General features: G+C 71.5%; 20 protein-coding genes. All 20 read left to right on the forward strand.

Going from position 1 to position 19,583, the window contains the following annotated elements; translation table 11 throughout:
- The 20 genes from aroA (at window position 1) to mnhG (ending at window position 19,549) form a co-directional block, all read left to right on the forward strand.
- The gene (gene aroA / locus RB150_01105) at window positions 1-1,284 is read left to right on the forward strand and encodes a 3-phosphoshikimate 1-carboxyvinyltransferase (GenBank protein ID MDQ7819141.1); all 1,284 of its coding nucleotides are present in this window, start codon (window positions 1-3) and stop codon (window positions 1,282-1,284) included.
- Between the two features lie 476 nt (window positions 1,285-1,760).
- A complete protein-coding gene (gene aroF, locus RB150_01110; GenBank protein MDQ7819142.1) occupies window positions 1,761-2,852 on the forward strand; it encodes a 3-deoxy-7-phosphoheptulonate synthase in 1,092 nt (363 codons plus the stop codon).
- Complete coding sequence (locus tag RB150_01115) at window positions 2,849-3,688, forward strand: prephenate dehydrogenase (protein MDQ7819143.1); 840 nt, start codon at window positions 2,849-2,851, stop codon at window positions 3,686-3,688. The genes aroF and RB150_01115 overlap by 4 nt, the downstream gene beginning before the upstream one ends.
- A gap of 11 nt (window positions 3,689-3,699) precedes the next feature.
- Window positions 3,700-5,268 (forward strand): anthranilate synthase component I, encoded by a 1,569-nt coding sequence (trpE, locus tag RB150_01120; GenBank protein ID MDQ7819144.1) that lies wholly within the window; start codon window positions 3,700-3,702, stop codon window positions 5,266-5,268.
- Window positions 5,265-5,891, forward strand: coding sequence for an aminodeoxychorismate/anthranilate synthase component II (locus RB150_01125; protein ID MDQ7819145.1), 627 nt, complete (start codon window positions 5,265-5,267; stop codon window positions 5,889-5,891). The genes trpE and RB150_01125 overlap by 4 nt, the downstream gene beginning before the upstream one ends.
- Window positions 5,888-6,919 (forward strand): anthranilate phosphoribosyltransferase, encoded by a 1,032-nt coding sequence (gene trpD, locus RB150_01130; protein ID MDQ7819146.1) that lies wholly within the window; start codon window positions 5,888-5,890, stop codon window positions 6,917-6,919. The genes RB150_01125 and trpD overlap by 4 nt, the downstream gene beginning before the upstream one ends.
- 16 nt (window positions 6,920-6,935) lie before the next feature.
- Window positions 6,936-7,697, forward strand: coding sequence for an indole-3-glycerol phosphate synthase TrpC (gene trpC, locus RB150_01135; protein MDQ7819147.1), 762 nt, complete (start codon window positions 6,936-6,938; stop codon window positions 7,695-7,697).
- Window positions 7,694-8,740 (forward strand): tryptophan--tRNA ligase, encoded by a 1,047-nt coding sequence (trpS, locus tag RB150_01140; GenBank protein MDQ7819148.1) that lies wholly within the window; start codon window positions 7,694-7,696, stop codon window positions 8,738-8,740. Before trpC ends, trpS begins: the two co-directional genes overlap by 4 nt.
- 71 nt (window positions 8,741-8,811) lie before the next feature.
- Window positions 8,812-9,441 (forward strand): phosphoribosylanthranilate isomerase, encoded by a 630-nt coding sequence (locus tag RB150_01145; protein MDQ7819149.1) that lies wholly within the window; start codon window positions 8,812-8,814, stop codon window positions 9,439-9,441.
- Window positions 9,438-10,652 (forward strand): tryptophan synthase subunit beta, encoded by a 1,215-nt coding sequence (trpB, locus tag RB150_01150; GenBank protein MDQ7819150.1) that lies wholly within the window; start codon window positions 9,438-9,440, stop codon window positions 10,650-10,652. Before RB150_01145 ends, trpB begins: the two co-directional genes overlap by 4 nt.
- Window positions 10,649-11,482: a tryptophan synthase subunit alpha gene (gene trpA / locus RB150_01155; GenBank protein MDQ7819151.1), complete on the forward strand. Its 834-nt coding sequence runs from the start codon at window positions 10,649-10,651 to the stop codon at window positions 11,480-11,482. Before trpB ends, trpA begins: the two co-directional genes overlap by 4 nt.
- A gap of 17 nt (window positions 11,483-11,499) precedes the next feature.
- On the forward strand, window positions 11,500-12,006 hold the full coding sequence (locus tag RB150_01160) for an NUDIX domain-containing protein (protein MDQ7819152.1): 507 nt from the start codon (window positions 11,500-11,502) through the stop codon (window positions 12,004-12,006).
- Between the two features lie 224 nt (window positions 12,007-12,230).
- A complete protein-coding gene (locus RB150_01165) occupies window positions 12,231-13,253 on the forward strand; it encodes a DUF1646 family protein (protein ID MDQ7819153.1) in 1,023 nt (340 codons plus the stop codon).
- 639 nt (window positions 13,254-13,892) lie between these two features.
- A complete protein-coding gene (locus tag RB150_01170) occupies window positions 13,893-16,199 on the forward strand; it encodes a putative monovalent cation/H+ antiporter subunit A (GenBank protein ID MDQ7819154.1) in 2,307 nt (768 codons plus the stop codon).
- On the forward strand, window positions 16,196-16,609 hold the full coding sequence (locus RB150_01175; protein MDQ7819155.1) for a Na+/H+ antiporter subunit B: 414 nt from the start codon (window positions 16,196-16,198) through the stop codon (window positions 16,607-16,609). The genes RB150_01170 and RB150_01175 overlap by 4 nt, the downstream gene beginning before the upstream one ends.
- A gap of 2 nt (window positions 16,610-16,611) precedes the next feature.
- On the forward strand, window positions 16,612-16,959 hold the full coding sequence (locus tag RB150_01180) for a Na+/H+ antiporter subunit C (GenBank protein MDQ7819156.1): 348 nt from the start codon (window positions 16,612-16,614) through the stop codon (window positions 16,957-16,959).
- Between the two features lie 2 nt (window positions 16,960-16,961).
- Window positions 16,962-18,446 (forward strand): Na+/H+ antiporter subunit D, encoded by a 1,485-nt coding sequence (locus RB150_01185; protein MDQ7819157.1) that lies wholly within the window; start codon window positions 16,962-16,964, stop codon window positions 18,444-18,446.
- Entirely contained in the window at window positions 18,443-18,916 is a 474-nt protein-coding gene (locus tag RB150_01190) for a Na+/H+ antiporter subunit E (GenBank protein ID MDQ7819158.1), read from the forward strand. The genes RB150_01185 and RB150_01190 overlap by 4 nt, the downstream gene beginning before the upstream one ends.
- Window positions 18,913-19,170 carry a cation:proton antiporter gene (locus RB150_01195; protein ID MDQ7819159.1) on the forward strand — a complete coding sequence of 86 codons (258 nt, stop codon included), beginning with the start codon at window positions 18,913-18,915 and terminating at the stop codon, window positions 19,168-19,170. The genes RB150_01190 and RB150_01195 overlap by 4 nt, the downstream gene beginning before the upstream one ends.
- Window positions 19,160-19,549, forward strand: a complete 390-nt coding sequence (gene mnhG / locus RB150_01200; protein MDQ7819160.1) for a monovalent cation/H(+) antiporter subunit G — start codon at window positions 19,160-19,162, stop codon at window positions 19,547-19,549. Before RB150_01195 ends, mnhG begins: the two co-directional genes overlap by 11 nt.
- Window positions 19,550-19,583 lie beyond the last annotated feature (34 nt).

Here is a 19,583-nt window from a genome sequence, read left to right on the forward strand (position 1 = left end):
ATGGACCTCACGGTGGCCCCGGTGTCGGCCGTGCGCGGGGAGGTGCGCGTCGGCGGCGACAAATCCATCTCCCACCGCGCGGCGCTGGTGGGCGCCCTGGCGGCGGGGGAGACCACCATCGCCAACTTCCTGCCGGCCGCCGACTGCCTGTCCACCCTGTCCTGCCTGCGCGCTCTGGGCGTGGAGGTGCACCGGGAAGGGACCACGGTGACCGTGAGGGGCGCCGGCGTCCGCCTGCGACCTCCGGGTCGCCCTCTGGACGCCGGCAACTCGGGCACCACCATGCGCCTGCTGGCCGGGATCCTGGCCGGCCAGCCGTTCACCGCAGAGATCACCGGGGACGACTCCCTGCGCCGCCGCCCCATGGATCGGGTGGCCGAACCGCTGCGCCGGATGGGGGCGCAGGTGGAGGTGCTGGGAGGAGGCCGGTACCCGCCGCTGCGCATCACGGGCGGACCCCTGCGGGGAATTGCCTACGCCCTGCCGGTGCCCAGCGCGCAGGTGAAGTCCGCCGTGCTGCTGGCGGGGTTGTTTGCGGACGGCGAGACGACGGTGGTCGAACCGGTTCCCACCCGGGACCACACCGAGAGGCTGCTGGCCTGGCTGGGCGTGCCCGTCGGGCGGGCGGGGGACCGGATCACGGTACGCCCGGGCCTGCCGCGTGCGGACCGGATCGAGGTGCCGGGCGACATCTCCTCGGCAGCCTTCCTGCTGGCTGCGGCGGCGGCACGGCCGGGGTCCGAGGTGACGGCTCCGGGGCTCGGGGTCAATCCCACCCGCTCCGGGGTGCTGGACGCGCTCCGGGCCATGGGGGCAGAAGTCGAGGTGCGGGGCCGGCGCCTGCAGTGCGGGGAGCCGGTCGCCGATGTGGTGGTCCGCGGCCGGAGGCTGCGGGGGATCCGCCTGGCCGGCGACGCGATCCCGTCGGTCATCGACGAACTCCCGGTCCTGTGCGTCATCGCCGCGACGGCGCAGGGGGTGACCGAGATTGCCGATGCCGCCGAACTGCGCGTCAAGGAGTCCGACCGCATCGCGGTGATGGCTGCCGGCCTGCGCCGGCTGGGGGTAGACGTGGAGGAGCGGCCCGACGGCCTGGTGATCCGCGGAGGCCGGCTGCGGGGAGGCCGGGTCGAGTGCGCGGGAGACCACCGGGTGGCCATGGCGTTCGCCGTGGCGGGCCTGCTGGCCGAGGAACCGGTCACGGTTGCCGGAGCCGAGGCGGTGGCGATCTCCTTCCCCGACTTCCCCCGGGCACTGGAGGCCGTGGGGACGGACGGAGGCTGACCCGGAGGGCGTGAGCAGCGCCGTCCGCCGGGGTGTGCCGGCCGCCGAGCCGCTGAAGCCCGGAGGTGGAGACAGCGGCCTGTCCTTGACAGGCGTGCTATAATACGCGTACCACAATTCCCATATGGCCGATGCGCGGGAGGAGTACCCGCCGGGCGGACCGCTCAGAGAGCCGCGGATGCTGCGACGCGGTGGCCTCCGGCGAGGGAATGGGCCCGCAAGGCGCGCACCGATCCCCGGCGTCGGGCCGGGACCGTAGGCTGCGCCGGCGCCCCGCCGAGATTCGGGGAGACGGACCGGGGTGGACAGGCTCCGGATCCGGACGCGAGTGCCGGTCGGGCGGGACCTGACCGGAATCCGGGTGGCACCGCGGGAGGAGCAGTGGACACCTCTCGCCCCATGGGGGCGGGAGGTGTTGGCGTTTCTGGGAGCATACGCGGGTACGCGCCATGGGGCGTGCGGCGGGAGGCGGGACCATGATCGTCGTGATGGAGCCACGGGCCACCAAAGAGCAGATCGACGCGGTGGTCCGCAAGATCCAGGACGCGGGGCTGGGCACCCACCTGTCGGTGGGTGTGGAGCGCACCGTCATCGGGGTGGTGGGCGACAGCCACACCAAGGAGCTGCTGCGCCAGTCCCTGGAGGCCACCCCGGGTGTGGAGAAGGTCGTCCCCATCCTGCAGCCCTTCAAACTGGTCAGCCGCGAGTTCCGTCCCCAGAACACCGTGGTGGACGTCCGGGGCGTGCGGTTCGGCGACGGCGCCGTCACCGTCGTCGCCGGCCCCTGCTCGGTGGAGGGGCCGGAGATGATCGTCCAGACGGCCCGGGCGGTGAAGGCCGCGGGCGCGGTGATGCTGCGGGGAGGCGCCTTCAAGCCGCGCACGTCGCCGTACTCCTTCCAGGGTCTGGAGGAAGAGGGGCTGCGCCACCTGGCCGAGGCGCGCCGCCAGACCGGGCTGCCGGTGGTGACCGAGGCCATGGATGCGCACCAGCTGGAGCTGGTGGTGCGCTACGCCGACATGGTCCAGATCGGCGCCCGCAACATGCAGAACTACACCCTGCTGCGGGAGGTGGGCCGCACGCGCCACCCGGTGCTGCTCAAGCGCGGCCCCAGCGCCACCATCCAGGAGCTGCTGCTGGCGGCCGAATACATCCTGAACGAGGGCAACTACCAGGTGGTTCTCTGCGAGCGCGGCATCCGCGGCTTTGACAACCACACCCGCTACCTGCTGGACCTCAGCGCGGTGCCGGTGCTCAAGGAGCTGACCCACCTGCCGGTGATCGTGGACCCCAGCCAGGCCACCGGGAAGCGGCGGTACGTGGGGGCCATGTCCCGGGCCGCGGTGGCCGCCGGCGCCGACGGGCTGATCATCGAGGTCCACCCGGATCCCGAGAAGGCGCGCAGCGACGGCCCTCAGCAGCTGACCCCCGACGACTTCACCGCGCTGATGGCCGAGCTGCGGCCGCTGGCCGCCGCCCTGGGGCGGCGACTTCAGCAGGCGGTCGAGGCCCCCGCCGCCCAGCCGCCGGGGACCGCGCAGGATCGGGCCGGGAGCCCGGGCCGGTGAGCGAGCCGTTCGGCACCGTCGGCATCGTGGGAACGGGCCTCATCGGCGCCTCCCTGGGGCTGGCCCTCCGGGGGCGGAAAGCCGCCCGGCGCGTGGTCGGTGTGGACCTCGACCCGCAGGCGCGGGCCGTGGCGCACCGGATCGGGGCCGCCGACGAGGTCAGCGACGACCCGGGCGTGCTGCGGGACGCCGAGGTGGTGATGGTGGCCGTGCCGCCTGAAGCGGTGGCGGACGTCACCCTGGAGGTTGCCGCCGTGGCGCCGGCGGGCGCCGTCCTGTGCGACGTGGCGAGCGTCAAGTCCCCCATCGTGCGGGAGCTGGACCGGCGGCTTCCGGGCCGGGTGCGCTACATCGGCGGGCACCCGATGGCCGGCTCGGAGGCCCGCGGCCCTCACCACGCCGACGCGGCGCTGCTGGCCGGCCGGCCGTTCGTCCTCACGCCCACCGAGCGCACCGATCCGGCGGCGGTGGCGGTCATGACCGACCTGGTGGAGCGCGTGGGGATGCAGCCCGTGCTGCTGTCCCCCGAGGACCACGACGCCCTGGTGGCCCAGGTCAGCCACCTGCCGTACCTGGTGGCGGCGGCCCTGGTGGCCGCCGCCAGCGACCGCGCCGCGGCCATCGCGGGGCCAGCCTTCGAGGCATTCCGCCGGGTGGCTGCCAGCCCGGCGGACCTGTGGGTGCAGATCTGCCGGGCCAACCGCCAGGGCATCGCCCAGGCCCTGCGCCGCTTCCGCGAGGAGCTGGACCTTCTGGAGAAGGCGATGGCGGGAGACTCCCTGGACGCCGTGCTGCGCCGGGCGCAGGCCCGGGCCGGCGGCCGCCGGGAGGAGTAGGGAGGGACCCCATGTCGGTCCTGGAGATCGAGCCGACCAAGGTGGAGTTCCTCAGCCGCACCCGGCGAGGGACCGTGATCCCGGTGTCCTGCGAGCTGCCCGCCGACCTGGAGACGCCGATCACGGCGTTCCTGAAGCTGCGCTCGGGAGGCCAGGCGTTTCTGCTGGAGAGCGTGGAGGGCGGCGAGCACATCGGGCGCTACTCGTTTTTGGGCAGCGCCCCGGTGATGACCGTGGTGGGCTGGCCGGACGGGGTCGAGGTCCGGTCCGGCGCGCGGGTGGAACGGCGGCAGGGCGACGTCCTGGAGGTGGTACGGGAGCTGCTGGGCCGCCACCGGGCCGTGCGAGACCCGTCCCTGCCCCGCTTCACGGGGGGCGCCGTGGGCTACTTCGGCTACGATCTGGTGCGCGCGTGGGAGCGCCTGCCCCATCGCCCTCCCGACGACCTGGGCCTGCCGGTGTGCTACCTGGTGGTGGCCGACGCGGTGGTGGTCTTTGACCACGTGCGCCACACGCTGCGGATCGTGGCCAACGCGGCCATAGACGGCGACGCCGTGGCGGCGTACCGGCGGGCGGTGGAGAGGGTCGAACAGGTCTACGAGCGCCTGCGGTCTCCGGCGGTGCCTCCCGCGGGAGGCGGGACCGTCTCCCCGGTGATGGACACCGGCGTGCCGGTGGCCGACTTCCTGCGGGCCGTGGAGCGGGCCAAGGAGTACATCCGGGCCGGAGACATCTTCCAGGTGGTGCTCTCGCGGCGCCTGGCGGTGGAGCTGCAGGGGGTGGATCCCCTGGACCTGTACCGGGCGCTGCGCACCATCAGCCCCTCCCCCTACATGTACTTCCTGGACTTCGAGGGAGTGCAGATCGTCGGGTCGTCCCCGGAGCTGCTGGTGCGGCTGGACGGCGACCTGGTGGAGACGCGGCCCCTGGCCGGCACGCGCCGACGGGGAGCCACCGAGGACGAAGACCGGGCGCTGGAGGCCGACCTCCTGGCCGACGAGAAGGAGCGGGCCGAGCACGTGATGCTGGTGGACCTGGGCCGCAACGACCTGGGGCGGGTGTGCCAGTACGGAACCGTGCGCGTGGCGCAGCTGATGGCGGTGGAGCGGTTCTCCCATGTCATGCACATCGTCTCCGACGTCCGGGGACGCCTGCGGCCGGGCCTGGACGCGGTGGACGTGCTGCGGGCGTGCTTCCCGGCCGGGACGGTGACCGGGGCGCCCAAGGTGCGGGCCATGGAGATCATTGACGAACTGGAGCCGGTCGCCCGGGGCCCCTACGCCGGCGCGGTGGGCTACCTGGGGTTTGCGGGCACCCTGGACACCGCCATCACCATCCGCACCATCGTGGTGGCCGGCGGGCGAGCTCATGTCCAGGCGGGCGCCGGGATCGTGGCCGACTCGGTGCCCGAGCGGGAATACGTGGAGACGGTGAACAAGGCCACGGCGCTGGTGCGGGCGATTGAGCGGGTGGCGCGGCAGCGGCGGGAGTCAGCGCACGGGGGTGGGCCGCCGGGGCCAGACCCGGGGGCGCACGTCAGCCCTCGACCCTCGGGCCGGGAACGCGGGGTGGCCGGATGATCGTCGTCGTCGACAACTACGACTCCTTCGCCTACAACCTGGTCCAGTCCCTGGGCGATCTGGCCGGGGAGGTGGCCGTCTTCCGCAACGACCAGACCACGCCCGGCGAGATCCTGTCCCTCCGCCCGCAGGCGGTGGTGATCTCCCCGGGGCCCTGCACGCCTGCCGAGGCCGGGATCTCCACCGCCGTGGTCACCGCCCTGGCCGGCCGGATTCCCATCCTGGGGGTATGCCTGGGGCACCAGTGCATCGGGGCCGCCTTCGGCGGGCGGGTGGTCCGGGCAGCGTCGCCGGTGCACGGCAAGGCGTCGCCGGTGCGCCACGACGGGAGGACGATCTACGCGGGCCTGCCGGATCCCCTGGTGGCCGGCCGCTACCACTCGCTGGTGGTGGAGCGCGACTCCCTGCCCCCCGAGCTGGAGGTGTCCGCCTGGCTGGAGGACGGGACGGTGATGGGAGTCCGCCACCGCCACGCCCTGGTGGAAGGCGTGCAGTTCCACCCCGAGTCGGTCCTGACGGCCTCCGGCCGGGATCTGCTGGCCAACTTCCTGGCGCTGGCGGGAGTGCCGCTTAAGGGCCGGGGGGCGGGGAGCGGGGAACCGGCGGCGGCGCGGGGGGGATGACCGTGGCGGCGGTGGTGGAAGCGATCCGCAAGGTGGTGGGCCGCGAGGATCTCACCGAGCAGGAGGCGTGGGCGGCCATGGGAGAGGTGATGGACGGCGCGGCCACGCCGGCCCAGATCGCGGCATTGATCACCGCCCTGCGCATGAAGGGAGAAACGGTGGACGAGGTCGCCGGGTTCGCCCGGGCGATGCGCGAGCGGGCCCAGCGCATCACCCCGGCGGTGGACACCCTCATCGACGTGGTGGGCACCGGGGGCGACCGCCTCAGCACCTTCAACATCTCCACCACCAGCGCATTCGTGGTGGCGGCCGCCGGAGGCTACGTGGCCAAGCATGGCAACCGGGCCGTGTCGCGCCTGTCGGGGGCGGCCGACGTGCTGGAGGCCCTGGGGGTGCGCATCCAGGTGCCGCCCGAGGTGGTCCGCCGGGCCATCGAGGACATCGGCATCGGGTTTCTGTTCGCGCCCCTCTACCACGCGGCCATGAAGCACGCCGTGGGGCCGCGCCGGGAGATCGGCATCCGCACCGTCTTCAACATCCTGGGGCCGCTGACCAACCCCGCCAACGCCGGCTACCTGGTGGTGGGCGCCTACAGCCCGGACCTGACGGAGATGATGGCGCGGGTGCTGGGAGAGATGGGCGCCCGCCGCGCCCTGGTGGTGCACGGCCTCGACGGCATCGACGAGGTCTCCACGGTGGGCCCCACCCGGGTCAGCGAGTGGCGCGAGGGACAGGTGCGGACCTACGTCATCACCCCCGACGACCTGGGTCTGCCCCTGGCGGCGCCCGAGGCGATCGCCGGCGGGCCGCCCGAGGCCAACGCGGCGGCCACCGAGGCGGTGCTGCGCGGGGAGCGGGGGCCGCGGCGGGACATCGTCCTGGCCAACGCGGGGGCGGCGCTGCTGGCGGCCGGTCTGGCCGGCGACTGGCGGGAGGGGGTGGCCCTGGCGGCGCGGGCGATCGACGCGGGCGCGGCTTACGAGAAGCTTCAGGCCCTGCGGGCCCACACCCGCGCGGCGACCCCGTGAGGGTCGGGGAGGCGGCGTGGTCCTGGACGAGATGGTGGCCTACAAGCGGGACGAGGTGGCCCGCCGCAAGGCCGCGGGCACGGCCGTCGGGGGGCCGGTCGGCCGGCCGGGCCGGTTCCGCGAGGCTGTGGCCGCCCCGGGACTGGTGGTCATCGCCGAGATCAAGGCGGCCTCGCCGTCGGCGGGGGTGATCCGCCGACAGGTGGACCCGGTGGACCTGGCCCGGGCGCTGGAAGGGGCCGGCGCCGGCGCCCTGTCGGTGCTGACCGACGCCCGCTACTTTGGCGGGTCGTGGGAGGCCCTGGCGGCCGTGTGCCGGGCCACGCGCCTGCCGGTCCTGTGCAAGGAGATCGTCGTCGACCCGGTGCAGATCGACGACGCGGCGGCGGCCGGGGCCGCGGCGGTGCTGCTCATGGCGTCGGTGCTGGACGCCGACCGGCTGCGCGCGTACCGGGACCACGCCCGCCGCCGGGGGCTGGACGCCCTGATCGAGGTGCACACCGCCGGGGAGGTGGCCGCCGCCCTGGCTGCCGGGGCCGACCTGGTGGGGATCAACAACCGCGACCTGCGCACCCTGGAGGTGGACCTGGAGACCACGGTGCGGCTGCGGCCGCTGATCCCCCGGGGTATCCTGGTGGTCGGCGAAAGCGGCCTGCAGACCCGGGAGCAGGTGGAGCGGATGGAGAGGGCGGGCGTGGACGCCGTCCTGGTGGGAACGGCGCTCATGGCCAGCCCGGATCCGGCGAAGACGCTGCGGGCGTTGCGAGGTGCGCCATGACGTCACGGCTCGACACCCAGACCCAGCCCGCGCGGGACGAGGCCCCGGCGGTCCCGGTGCGGGTCTTCTCGGGCATCCAGCCCACGGGCGTGATCCACATCGGCAACTACGTGGGGGCCCTGCGCCAGTGGGTCCAGCTGCAGGCGGAGTACGAGTCGTACTTCTGCATCGTGGACCTGCACGCCATCACCGTGCCCTACGATCCCGCGGAGTTTCCCCGGCGGGTGCTGGAGGCGGCGGCCGCCAACATCGCCGCCGGCATCGACCCGCAGCGGTCGGTGCTGTTCGTGCAATCCCACGTGCACGAGCACTGCGAGCTCATGTGGCTGCTCAACGTGCTGACCCCGCTGGGGCAGCTGGAGCGGATGACCCAGTTCAAGGAAAAGAGCCGCTACGCCCGCCGCGGCGTCATGGCGGGGCTGCTCAACTACCCGGTGCTGCAGGCCGCCGACGTGCTGCTGTACAAGGCGCGGCTGGTGCCGGTGGGCGAGGACCAGGTGCAGCACATCGAGCTGATGCGGGATATCGCCGAGCGGTTCAACAAGCAGTTCGGCGAGACGTTCCCGCTGCCGGAAGCGCGCCTCACCAAGGGGGCGCGCATCATGGCCCTGAACAACCCGATGGTGAAGATGAGCAAGAGCGTGCCCGGCAGCTACGTGGCCCTGGTGGAGGACCCCGACAGCATCCGCCAGAAGGTCCGCGCGGCCGTCACCGACCCCGGGCCGCCGGCTCCCGGAGCGCGCCTGGACGACGCCAGCCCCGGCGTGGCCAACCTGTTCACGCTGCTCGAGGTGTTCGCGCCGGACCGCTATCCCGAGTTCGCGGACGCCTACCAGAAAGGAACCATCCGCTACAGCGAGATGAAGCAGGTGCTGGCCGAGGCCATCGTCAAGACCTTTGCCCCGGTGCGCGAGCGCTACCACGAGCTGCTGCGGCGCCCCGACGACCTGCGGGACATCCTGGCCGACGGCGCCCGGCGCGCCCGCCCCGTCGCCCAGGCCACCATGGAGGAAGTGCGGGAGAAGATGGGGCTGCGCCTGTAGGCGGGGCGGGGATCCGGAGTGCGAGGGCGGGGTTCGTCGGCCTCTGGCCGCGGGTCCCGGCGGGTGCCGTCATGACGCGGGTCAAGATCTGCGGGATCACCGACCCGGAGGCCGCGCAGGCCGCCGTGGAGGCGGGGGCGGACGCGGTGGGCTTCGTGTTTGCCCCCAGCCGCCGGCGGGTGACCGCCGACCAGGCGGCCGCCATCGCCTGGTCGCTGCCGCCGTTCGTGGCCCGGGTGGGGGTGTTCGTGGACGCCGACCGCGGCCGCATCCTGGAGGCGGTGGAGGCGTGCGGGCTCAGCGCCGTCCAGCTGCACGGGGATGAGCCACCCGAGCTGTGCGCGGCGTTGCCCGTACCGGTGATCAAGGCCGTGCGGGTGTCCGGCGGGCAGTCCCTGCAGGGACTGGAGCGGTACCGGGTGAGCGCGTTTCTCCTGGACGCCTACGATCCGACCCGCCCCGGCGGCACCGGGCGCACCTTTGACTGGAGCCTGGCGGCCGGGGTGGCGCGGGTCCACCGGATCGTGCTCTCGGGAGGGTTGACGCCCGCCAACGTCGCCGCCGCCCTGGAGCAGGTGCGGCCCTACGCCGTGGACGTGAGCAGCGGGGTGGAGACCGACGGGAGGAAGGATCCGGCCAAGATCCGGGCGTTCGTCGAGGCGGTGCGCCGGTGGGATGCCGGCGGAGGAGGTCGCCGATGACCCAGGTGGGAGCTCGGGGGCGGCGGGGGTATTTCGGTCCCTTTGGAGGGCGGTTTGTCCCCGAGACGGTCATCCCCGCCCTGGAGGAACTGGAGGGCGCCTTCACCCGGCTGCGGGACGACCCCGGATTCCAGGACCGCTACCGGCGCTACCTGCGCACCTATGCCGGCCGGCCCACCCCGCTGTTCTTCGCCGAGGGGCTCTCCCGGGCGCTGGGGCGGGTGCGGGTCTACCTGAAGCGGGAGGACCTGCTGCACACCGGCGCCCACAAGATCACCAACGCCCTGGGACAGGTCCTCCTGGCCCAGGCCATGGGCAAGAGCCGCATCATCGCCGAGACGGGAGCCGGCCAGCACGGCGTGGCCACGGCCACCGCCGCGGCCCTGCTGGGGCTGCAGTGCGTGGTGTACATGGGCACCGAAGACATGGTCCGCCAGCACCTCAACGTGGTCCGCATGCGCCTGCTGGGCGCCGAGGTGGTGCCGGTGGACGCCGGCAGCCGCACGCTGAAGGACGCCATCAACGAGGCCCTGCGCGACTGGGTGACCCACGTGCGCACGACCTTCTACGTCATCGGCTCGGTGGTGGGTCCCCATCCGTATCCCACCATCGTCCGCGACTTCCAGGCGGTGATCGGCCGGGAAGCCCGGTCGCAGATCCTGGAGGCGGAGGGGCGGCTGCCCGACGTGGCCGTGGCCTGCGTGGGCGGGGGGTCCAACGCCATCGGGCTGTTTTCTGCCTTCCGGGATGACCCGGTGCGGCTGGTGGGGGTGGAGGCGGGAGGGCGCGGCCTGGACAGCGGGGAGCACGCCGCCACGCTGGCCGCCGGTCGGCCGGGCGTGCTGCACGGCGCGCTGACCTACCTGCTGCAGGACGACGATGGGCAGGTGCGGGCCACCCACTCCATTTCCGCGGGCCTGGACTACCCCGCGGTCGGCCCCGAGCATGCCTACCTCAAGGAGAGCGGGCGCGCCGAGTACGTGGCGGTGACCGACGAGGAGGCCCTGGAGGGGTTCCGCCTGCTGGCCCGCACCGAAGGGATCCTGCCGGCCCTGGAGCCCGCCCACGCCCTGGGCTACCTGCCACGCCTGGTCCGGGACCTGCCCGACGGCGCCGTGGTCCTGGTGGGCCTGTCCGGGCGGGGGGACAAGGACGTGGAGGTGGTGGCCCGCGCCGTGGGGCTCGAGGCATCCGCGTCCAGGCATCCGTGAGTCGCCTCGCGTCGGTTTTCGCCGGCCTGCACCGCCCTGCCCTGATCCCGTTCCTGATGGCGGGCGACCCGGACCCGGAGCGCTGTATCCCGCTGCTGCGCGCCGCCGCCCGGGCGGGAGACATCCTGGAGGTGGGCATCCCCTTTTCCGATCCCATCGCCGACGGCCCCACCATCCAGCGGGCCGGCGGGCGGGCCCTGCGCGCGGGGGTGACCGTCGCCGCGGCGCTGGAGATCGTCAGGCAGGTGCGCCAGACCGCCGATACCCCCGTGGTGGTCCTGACCTACGCCAACCCCCTCCTGCAGTTCGGGGTGGACCGCTTCTGCGCCCGGGCCCGGGCAGCGGGTGTGGACGGGGTGGTGGTGCCCGACCTGCCGGTGGACGAGGCCGACCTCCTGATCGGCTCCGCCCGGCGCGCCGACCTGGACACCATCTTCCTGGTCGCGCCCACGACCTCCGACGCGCGCCTGGCCCTGGCCGCCCGCCACAGCCGCGGCTTTCTGTACTGCGTCTCGCTCACCGGCGTCACCGGCGCGCGCGATGCGCTCCCGCCGGAGGCGGAAGCCCTGGTGCGCCGCGCCCGGGCGGTGACGTCCCTGCCGGTCTGCGTGGGCTTCGGGATCGCCACGCCGCAGCAGGCGCAGGCCCTGGGGCGGGTGGCCGACGGGGTGATCGTGGGCAGCGCGCTGGTGGAAGCCGCAGAGCGCGCGACCGACCCCGTGGGGGCGGTGGAGGATCTGCTCGGGCGGCTGCGCGGCAGCCTGGCTGCGGTCTCCCGCGGCGGCCCTCCATTGTCGGGACCGGCACCTCCTCCCGACGCGACGGGGTGATGGGGGCGGTCGGAAGCATGACCATGCGTCCACCCGCGGTGCGCACCCTGTGCCTGCTGCGGCGGGACGACCAGGTGCTGCTGCTGCGGCGCCGCCGCCCGCCCAACGCGGGTCTGTGGAACGCCGTGGGAGGCAAGGTCGCGCCTGGCGAAGATCCCTGGGCGGCGTGCGTCCGCGAGGTTTTCGAGGAGACCGGCATGCGGATCGCCCGACCGCGGCTGCGCGCGGTGGAGTTCGTGTCGGTCCGCCCCGCCAGCCTCCTGTGGGTGCTGTTGGTGTTTGTTGCCGTCGCCCCGCCGGGGGAGCCTGTGGCGTCGGATGAGGGCGAACTCCACTGGGTGCAGGTCGACGCCGTCCCGACCCTGCCGGTGCCGGTGGATCTCGGGCTGCTGTGGCCCATCCTGTGGGATAGGGATCAGGTCATGACAGTCCGGGTGGACCTGGAGGGCGAAGACGCCTCCACCATGACCCGCATGGCGATCCTGGGCCCCGCCGACCGCGCGCGCCCCCTGTACCCGCCGTAGCCCCGGGGACTGCCCCCTTCTGTGGGGACTGTCCCCACCTCCCGTCGGGGACTGTCCCCTCCTGCCGGACGGAGACGATCCCCGTTCTCCGTTCAGGGACGGTACCGCTCCCCTGGCCCGGCACATGTCTCCTCCCGTCGGAGCGGGGGACTGTCCCCAGACTGACCGGGGGACTGTCCCCCCGGCCGGCGAGCGTGCGTCCGTCGCGTATAATGGTGACCGTTGTGGACGTCGTCGTTGCCATTGACCTGATCATCCTGGTGCTGGTCCTGGTGCTGCCGCTGCTCCTGCACCGGGTGGAGCAGAACCTGGAAGCTTTCCTGTTCGCGATGGGGCTCCTCTCCGCGGCCGGGGCGGGAGTCCTGTCCCGGCCGCTGGTCGTCGCCGCCCTCACCCACCCGCTGCCCATCACGGCGGCCGTGTTTCTGGCGGGGCTGGTGTTTCACTGGACCCGCAACCACCTGGGGACGCTGCTGGTCCGCCTGCGCCTGGTCCTGCCCATGCGGGCGGTGGTGGCCGTGGTGGTGACGGTCCTCGCCCTGCTGAGCAGCATCATCACCGTGATCATTGCCTCCCTCGTCCTGGTGGAGGTGGTCAGCGCGCTAGGCTTCCGCCGTGAGGACGAGACCCGCCTGGTGATTGTGGCCTGCATGGCCATCGGGATGGGAGCGGCACTGACGCCGGTGGGCGAACCGCTGTCCACCATCGCCACCGCCAAGCTGGGGGCCGACTTCTGGTTCCTGCTGCGGCTGCTGGGGCCCTGGGTGATTCCCGGGATCCTGGCGCTGGGAGGCGTGGTGGCGCTGCTGCCTCTGCGCTACCAGGGCGAGTCTCTGGCCGAGACGGGACCCCAGGAGACCTACCGCAGCGTGGCGGCCCGGGCGGTGCGCGTCTACGTCTTCGTGATGGCCCTCACCCTGCTGGGGGAGGGGTTCCGGCCCCTGATCGACCGCTACATCATCGGGCTGGACGCGCGGGTGTTGTACTGGATCAACACGGTCTCGGCCATTCTCGACAACGCCACCCTGACCGCCGCCGAGATCAGCCCGCGCATGACCCCGCAGCAGGTGCGCGCGGTGCTGCTGGGCCTGCTCATCAGCGGGGGCATGCTCATCCCCGGCAACATTCCCAACATCATCGCCGCCAACCGCCTGGGCATCCGCAGCCGGGCCTGGGCGCGCTGGGGAGTCCCCCTGGGGGTGGTCCTCCTGGTAGTGTACTTCGCGACGCTGTTTTTCATCCGATGACGGCGGGCGGGTGGACGTGTGGATGGCACGCTCAGAGGGCGCACAGGTTCGCTCTGATCCGCCCCGAGTCGGGCCCCTCGCCGCGCCCCGCCCCGATGTCAGACGCGCAGTCCGCAGCAGGATTCCCCGGGGTCTGGAGGAATCGGGGTAGTCGGCGTGCCCTGCGCGCCGCCCTCCTGGCCGCTGTGGGGGAGCATGGCGACGCCCGGCGAGTTCGTGGCGGTGGGGCGCCCGGAAGCGGGGCCTCGTGTAGTCTGTCTGGCGCCGGCAGTCCGTACCCGGCACGGGGGGTACTCATTCGGGGAACCGGGGAGTTCAGGTTGACCCACCGATGGCGCTGTGGCATCATGGGTGTGGTATTGGCAGAGGGGCTGACCGCCGCGGTCAGCCCCTTTGCTTCACGTGGGAGGCGGGTCTGCGCGAGTCAGGGCGAGACGGTATCGGGATGTTGTTGTGCTTGGCCGTGACGTCGTCGCCGTCCCTCCAGCGATCCAGCTCGTGGTGCAACCCAGAGGAGGGTCTTCACGCCTGCGGCCCTGAGCGCAGGAGTATGAGGGGAGACGGGAGGAGAATGTTCCCCACCTGGCGTGATGGCCGATACCCCCTGGACTCGCGCGTGAAGACCCAGAGCTGATGGGGATCGTCGCGGCCGTGCTTTCCGGATACGTTCTGGCGGCGGCAGCACCCGCGCTGTCCCGACGCGCGGGTCGGTCCGCCGGTTGGCTTCTCGCCCTGCTCCCGCTCGGCTTGGCCCTGTACTTCGGCAGCCAGCTTCTGATCGTCGGTGAGTACGGGCCGCGTGTGTCGGGCCTGTCCTGGGTGCCGGCGCTCGACGTCGCGTTCTCGTTCAAGCTCGACGGACTGAGCCTGCTCTTCGCCCTGCTCATCACCGGCATCGGCAGCCTCATCGTGGTGTATTCGAGCGGATACCTGGCGGGGCACCCGCATCTTCACCGATTCTATGCCTTCATCCTGATGTTCATGGCGTCGATGCTGGGCCTCGTGCTGGCCGACGACCTCATCACCTTGTTCGTCTTCTGGGAACTGACGAGCCTGAGTTCGTACCTTCTGATCGGCTTCGACCATGAGCGACCGGAGGCGCGGGCCGCGGCGCTGCAGGCCCTGCTCGTCACGGGCCTGGGAGGCCTGGCCCTGCTGGCCGGCATCCTCATGCTCGGATCGGCCGCGGGCGGCTACGATCTGTCTACCATCCTGGCGCGAAAGGAGATTGTCCGTAGCCATGAGTTGATTCAGCCGGCGATGTTCCTCATCCTGGCCGGCGCATTCGCCAAGTCCGCCCAGGTCCCGTTTCACTTCTGGTTACCCAATGCGATGGAGGCGCCCACGCCGGTCAGCGCTTTCCTTCACTCGGCGACGATGGTCAAGGCGGGCGTCTACCTGCTGGCCCGGCTCAACCCGCTGTTCGCCGGCATGGAAGGGTGGTCGTCCTCGGTGACGGCGATCGGCGCGGCCACGATGATCACCGGCGCGATCCTGGCCATGATGCAGGTCGACCTGAAGCGGATCCTGGCCTACTCCACCGTGAGCGCGCTGGGTCTGCTCACGATGCTGCTCGGCTTCGGCACGGAGGTCGCGGCGGCGGCGGCCATGGTATTCCTGCTGGCCCACGCATTGTACAAGGGTGCCCTGTTCCTCGTCGCCGGAGTCGTGGATCACGAGACCGGTGTCCGCGAGATCACCGGGCTGACGGGGCTCGGCCGGGTCATGCGCACGACAGCGCTCGCCGCTTGGCTCTCTGCGCTGGCCATGGCGGGTCTCCCGCCGTTTCTGGGTTTCATCGGGAAGGAACTGGCCTATGAAACGATCCTGCACGTCCCGGGCGGGGGCGCGGCGTGGACGACGGTGACCGTCGCCTGGAGCATCCTCTACGTGGCCATCGCCCTGATCTCCGGCATCGCGCCGTTTGTCGGCCCCCGGATCGTCCCCGCAAACGCCAGGCACGACGGTCCCGTGACCCTGTGGCTGGGTCCGCTGGTGCTCGGCGCGCTTGGTCTGGCCATGGGTGTTGCGCCCGGTCTCCTGGCGCGGCCGTTGGTCGAACCGGCCGCCGGAGCAGTGGCGCCGGGGTCGGCGGATGTTTCACTGGCGCTCTGGCACGGCGTCAACCCCAGTCTGGCCCTCAGCCTCGTGGGTCTTGTCGGCGGGCTTGCGATCTACACCGCGCAGGGCGTGTTGCGGCCGACCCTGGGGAGCATGGCGAAGATCCTGCCTTGGGGACCGGCGCGGGCGTATGATGCCGGTCTGGACGGCCTCAACCGGGCGGCAGTGGCCCAGACCCGCCTGCTGCAAAGCGGCTACCTCCGCTACTATCTGCTGCTGATCATTCTTGCCGCCACAGTCACCGGGTGGTACACACTGGTCCGGGCCCGTGTGGCAGGCGGCCCGCTGCTGTGGGACTGGAGCGATGCGCGATTCCATGAGCTGGTGCTGGCCGCGCTGATCATCGTGGCCGCCACCTGGGCCGCGCGGTCCCCATCCCGCCTGGGGGCCGTGGCAGCGTTGGGGGTCACCGGGTACGGCGTGGCGCTGATCTACTTCCTCTTCGGGGCGCCCGATCTGGCCATCACGCAGTTCCTGGTGGAAACGCTGACCGTGATCCTGTTCGTTTTGGCCTTCTACCACCTTCCCCGCTTCACGGTGCTTTCGCATCCTGCGGCGCGGATAAGGGACGTGGCGGTGGCCCTGGTTACAGGAGGGCTGATGGCGGTCCTGGTCCTGGCGGCCGCGGCGGCCGGCGCGCCCCGCACCGTTTCCGCGTACTTCGCCCAGAACAGCTACCTGCTGGGCCACGGCCGGAACGTCGTGAATGTCATCTTGGTGGACTTCCGCGCGCTGGACACCCTGGGGGAGACCGTCGTGCTGGCCGTGGCCGGCATCGGTGTGTATGTGCTGCTCAAGCTGCGACCGGAGGAGCCGCGGCCATGACGTCCTTGATCCTCTCCACGGCGGCCCGGTTTCTCCTGCCGCTTCTGCTGCTCTTTTCCCTGTTCTTGCTGGCCACCGGGCACCATGAGCCGGGTGGCGGCTTCGTCGGCGGACTGGTCGCCGCGGGGGCGTTCACCTTGTATGCCATCGCGTACGGCGTGCCGGCGACTCGCATGCTCCTGCGTGTGGATTCTCGCCTGCCGGTGGGGGTGGGGCTGCTCATCATCCTGGCCAGCGGCGCCGTCGCCCTGCTGCGCGGACAGCCGCTTCTCACCGGGCAGTGGTGGGATTTCCCGCTGCATGCCGCCGCGCGCGTGACGGTGGGCACGCCGCTGATCTTCGACGTCGGGGTCTACCTGCTGGTGGTGGGGACGGTCCTGACGATCTTCATGTCGCTCGCGGAGGAGTAGCGGTGGAGACGCCGCTGGGGCTCGTCATCGGGGGGCTGTACGCGGTCGGCCTGTATCTGATGTTGCGGCGCAGCATCGTCAAGCTCCTCATCGGGCTTGCCGTGCTGACGAACGCGGCCAACCTGCTGATCTTCACGGCGGCGGGGGTGACCCGGGGCCGGCCGCCCCTCGTCCCGCCCGGCCAGGCGCAGCTGTCCTCGCCCTACGCCGATCCGCTGCCTCAGGCGATGATCCTCACCGCGATCGTCATCGGCTTCGGCGTGCTGGCCTTCGCCGTGGTTCTCGTCCACCGGGTAGTGCAGGTGGTGCGCAGCGACGACCTCGACTCGATGAAGACCACCGACACGTGAGCATGCTTCCGATCCTGCCCCTGGTGATCCCGCTGGTCACGGCCGTGGCCTGCCTGATGGCCTGGGGACGCCGGTCCGTACAGCGTGGCCTGGGCGTGGCCGGTGCGGCGGCGCTGCTCGGGGCGGCGATCGTCCTGCTCCGCACAGTCTCCCGGGCCGGGATCCTCGTGGTGCAGGTAGGGAGCTGGCCGGCGCCGTTCGGCATCACGCTGGTCGCGGATCTGTTCAGCACGATCATGGTCACGGTCACGGGGGTGATCGCCCTGGCCGTGGCCGTCTACTCGCTCGCCGCCGTGGACGCGCGGCGCGAGGCCTTCGGTTACTACCCGCTGCTGCATCTGCTGTTGCTGGGGGTGTGCGGCGCCTTCCTGACAGGCGACCTCTTCAACCTTTACGTCTGGTTCGAGGTCATGCTGATCGCCTCGTTCGTGCTGCTGGCGCTCGGCGGGGAACGGCCGCAGCTGGAGGGCGCCATCAAGTACGTGACACTGAACCTGATGTCCTCCGCACTGTTCCTGGCCGCGGTCGGCGTCCTCTATGGCACGGCCGGAACCCTGAACATGGCCGACCTGGCGGTCAAACTCCGGACGTCCGCGGCGCCCGGATTGGTCACGACGCTGGGGGTCCTCTTCCTCGTGGCCTTCGGCGTGAAGGCCGCGATCTTCCCATTGTTCTTCTGGCTGCCCGCCGCGTACCATACGCCCCCCGTTGCCGTCTCGGCCCTCTTCGCCGGCCTGCTGACCAAAGTCGGCGTATACGTGATGATCCGCGTCTTCACCCTGCTCTTCGTCCAGGATGTGGGCTACACGCATCGGATCATCCTCGTCGTCTCCGGCCTGACCATGGTGACTGGCGTGCTGGGCGCGGTGGCCCAGAACGAGCTCCGGCGCGTGCTTTCGTTCCACATTATCAGCCAGATCGGCTACATGATCCTTGGCCTGGGTCTGTTTACTCGGCCCGCCCTGGCAGGCTCGATCTTCTACATCGTGCACCACATCGTGGTGAAGACCAACCTCTTCCTGGTCAGCGGCGCGGTCCACCAGCTGCGCGGCACCTTCGAGTTGAAGTTGCTCGGGGGACTGTACCGCGAGGCGCCGGCGCTCAGTATACTGTTTTTGATCCCCGCGCTGTCCCTGGCAGGGATGCCGCCCCTGTCCGGGTTTTTCGCCAAGCTGGCCCTGGCCCGGGCGGGCCTGGACCGCGGCGAGTACGTCATCGTGGCCACGGCCCTCGGCGTGGGGCTGCTCACGCTGTTCTCGATGACGAAGATCTGGGCCGAAGCGTTCTGGAAGCCGGGGGGGGCGACGGGAGCGACGGGGTCCGGAGGGGAGGCCTGGATCGTCGGGCCGATCACCGCGCTGGCCCTGATCACGGTGATCCTGGGTCTGGCCGGGCAGCCGTTCTTCGCCCTGGCCGGGCGGGCGGCCGACCAACTGCTTGACCCCTCGGCGTACATCCGGGCGGTCCTGGTAGAGCCGTCGCAATGATGCTGCTCTGGAACATTTTTCTGGCTGCGATCTGGGCGGCGGTCACCGGGCAGGTCACGGTGCTCAACCTGCTCGTCGGGTTCGCCCTCGGACACCTGGTCCTCTGGATCGTGCAGCGGGCCGTGGGCCCTACCTCCTCGTACTTCCGCAAGGTCCGTCAGGTGCTGGGGTTCGCGGTCTTCTACCTGTGGGAGCTGATCTTGGCTAACCTCCGCGTCGCCTACGACGTCGTCACGCCGACGCACCACATGCGTCCGGGGACGATCGCCATCCCGCTTGATGCCCGCACCGACGTGGAGATCACGATGGTGGCGAACCTGATCACGCTGACGCCGGGCACGTTGAGCTTGGACGTCTCATCGGACCGGCGCGTCCTGTACATCCACGCCATGTACATCGACGATGTCGAGCGGGTGCGCCGCCGGATCAAACGGGGGGTCGAGCGCCGAGTGCTGGAGGTCCTGCGATGACCGTCGTGGCGTTCGCCGTGCTGAGCGTTGCTTTGGTGCTGGCCTTCGTCCGACTGGCGCGCGGCCCGACGTTGCCCGACCGGGTCGTGGCGCTCGATCTGATTTCCGCCCTGGCCGTGGGCATCATCGGTGTCTATTCGATTGAGACAAACCAGCGTGTCCTGATCGAGGTGGCGATCGTCCTGGCCCTGATCTCGTTTCTGGGCACGGTCGCCTTTGCCCGCTATCTGGAGAGGCGGGCCCGTGCCGAGTAACCTCGCCTCCACCGCGTTGATGCTCATCGGGACGGCCTTTCTCCTTCTGGCCGCGGTGGGCGTCACGCGTATGCCGGATCTCTTCACCCGGATGCAGGCCGCCACGAAGGCGTCGACCCTGGGGGTCGGATGCGTCATCCTGTCGGTCGCCGTGCACTTCGGCGACCTCGGCGTGATGGCCCGGGCCGCGGCGGTGATCGTGTTCGTCCTTCTCACCGCGCCCGTGGCCGCCCACATGATCGCGCGGGCAGCCTATCTCATCGGTGTGCCACAGTGGGACGGGACGATTGTCGATGAGCTCCGCGGACGGTACGATCTCTCAGCGAACATCCTGCACAGCCGCGCCGCGCAGGATGGCGTCCTGGAGCGCGACGGCTGACGCCGGCGTGAGCTGGTCTTCGGGTCCTTTTTGG

This window comes from Armatimonadota bacterium (assembly GCA_031081675.1).
In the GTDB taxonomy this organism is placed as follows: domain Bacteria; phylum Sysuimicrobiota; class Sysuimicrobiia; order Sysuimicrobiales; family Kaftiobacteriaceae; genus Calidihabitans; species Calidihabitans tengchongensis.

What these genes read in the sequence shown, in the direction of transcription:
- trpB (MDQ7819150.1), top strand. Translation starts at nt 9,438, where the DNA reads ATGACCCAGGTGGGAGCTCGGGGGCGGCGGGGGTATTTCGGTCCCTTT.
- RB150_01145 (MDQ7819149.1), top strand. Translation starts at nt 8,812, where the DNA reads ATGACGCGGGTCAAGATCTGCGGGATCACCGACCCGGAGGCCGCGCAG.
- trpD (MDQ7819146.1), top strand. Translation starts at nt 5,888, where the DNA reads ATGACCGTGGCGGCGGTGGTGGAAGCGATCCGCAAGGTGGTGGGCCGC.
- RB150_01175 (MDQ7819155.1), top strand. Translation starts at nt 16,196, where the DNA reads ATGACGTCCTTGATCCTCTCCACGGCGGCCCGGTTTCTCCTGCCGCTT.
- RB150_01125 (MDQ7819145.1), top strand. Translation starts at nt 5,265, where the DNA reads ATGATCGTCGTCGTCGACAACTACGACTCCTTCGCCTACAACCTGGTC.
- aroF (MDQ7819142.1), top strand. Translation starts at nt 1,761, where the DNA reads ATGATCGTCGTGATGGAGCCACGGGCCACCAAAGAGCAGATCGACGCG.
- aroA (MDQ7819141.1), top strand. Translation starts at nt 1, where the DNA reads ATGGACCTCACGGTGGCCCCGGTGTCGGCCGTGCGCGGGGAGGTGCGC.
- RB150_01195 (MDQ7819159.1), top strand. Translation starts at nt 18,913, where the DNA reads ATGACCGTCGTGGCGTTCGCCGTGCTGAGCGTTGCTTTGGTGCTGGCC.
- trpE (MDQ7819144.1), top strand. Translation starts at nt 3,700, where the DNA reads ATGTCGGTCCTGGAGATCGAGCCGACCAAGGTGGAGTTCCTCAGCCGC.
- trpS (MDQ7819148.1), top strand. Translation starts at nt 7,694, where the DNA reads ATGACGTCACGGCTCGACACCCAGACCCAGCCCGCGCGGGACGAGGCC.
- RB150_01160 (MDQ7819152.1), top strand. Translation starts at nt 11,500, where the DNA reads ATGACCATGCGTCCACCCGCGGTGCGCACCCTGTGCCTGCTGCGGCGG.
- RB150_01185 (MDQ7819157.1), top strand. Translation starts at nt 16,962, where the DNA reads ATGCTTCCGATCCTGCCCCTGGTGATCCCGCTGGTCACGGCCGTGGCC.
- RB150_01190 (MDQ7819158.1), top strand. Translation starts at nt 18,443, where the DNA reads ATGATGCTGCTCTGGAACATTTTTCTGGCTGCGATCTGGGCGGCGGTC.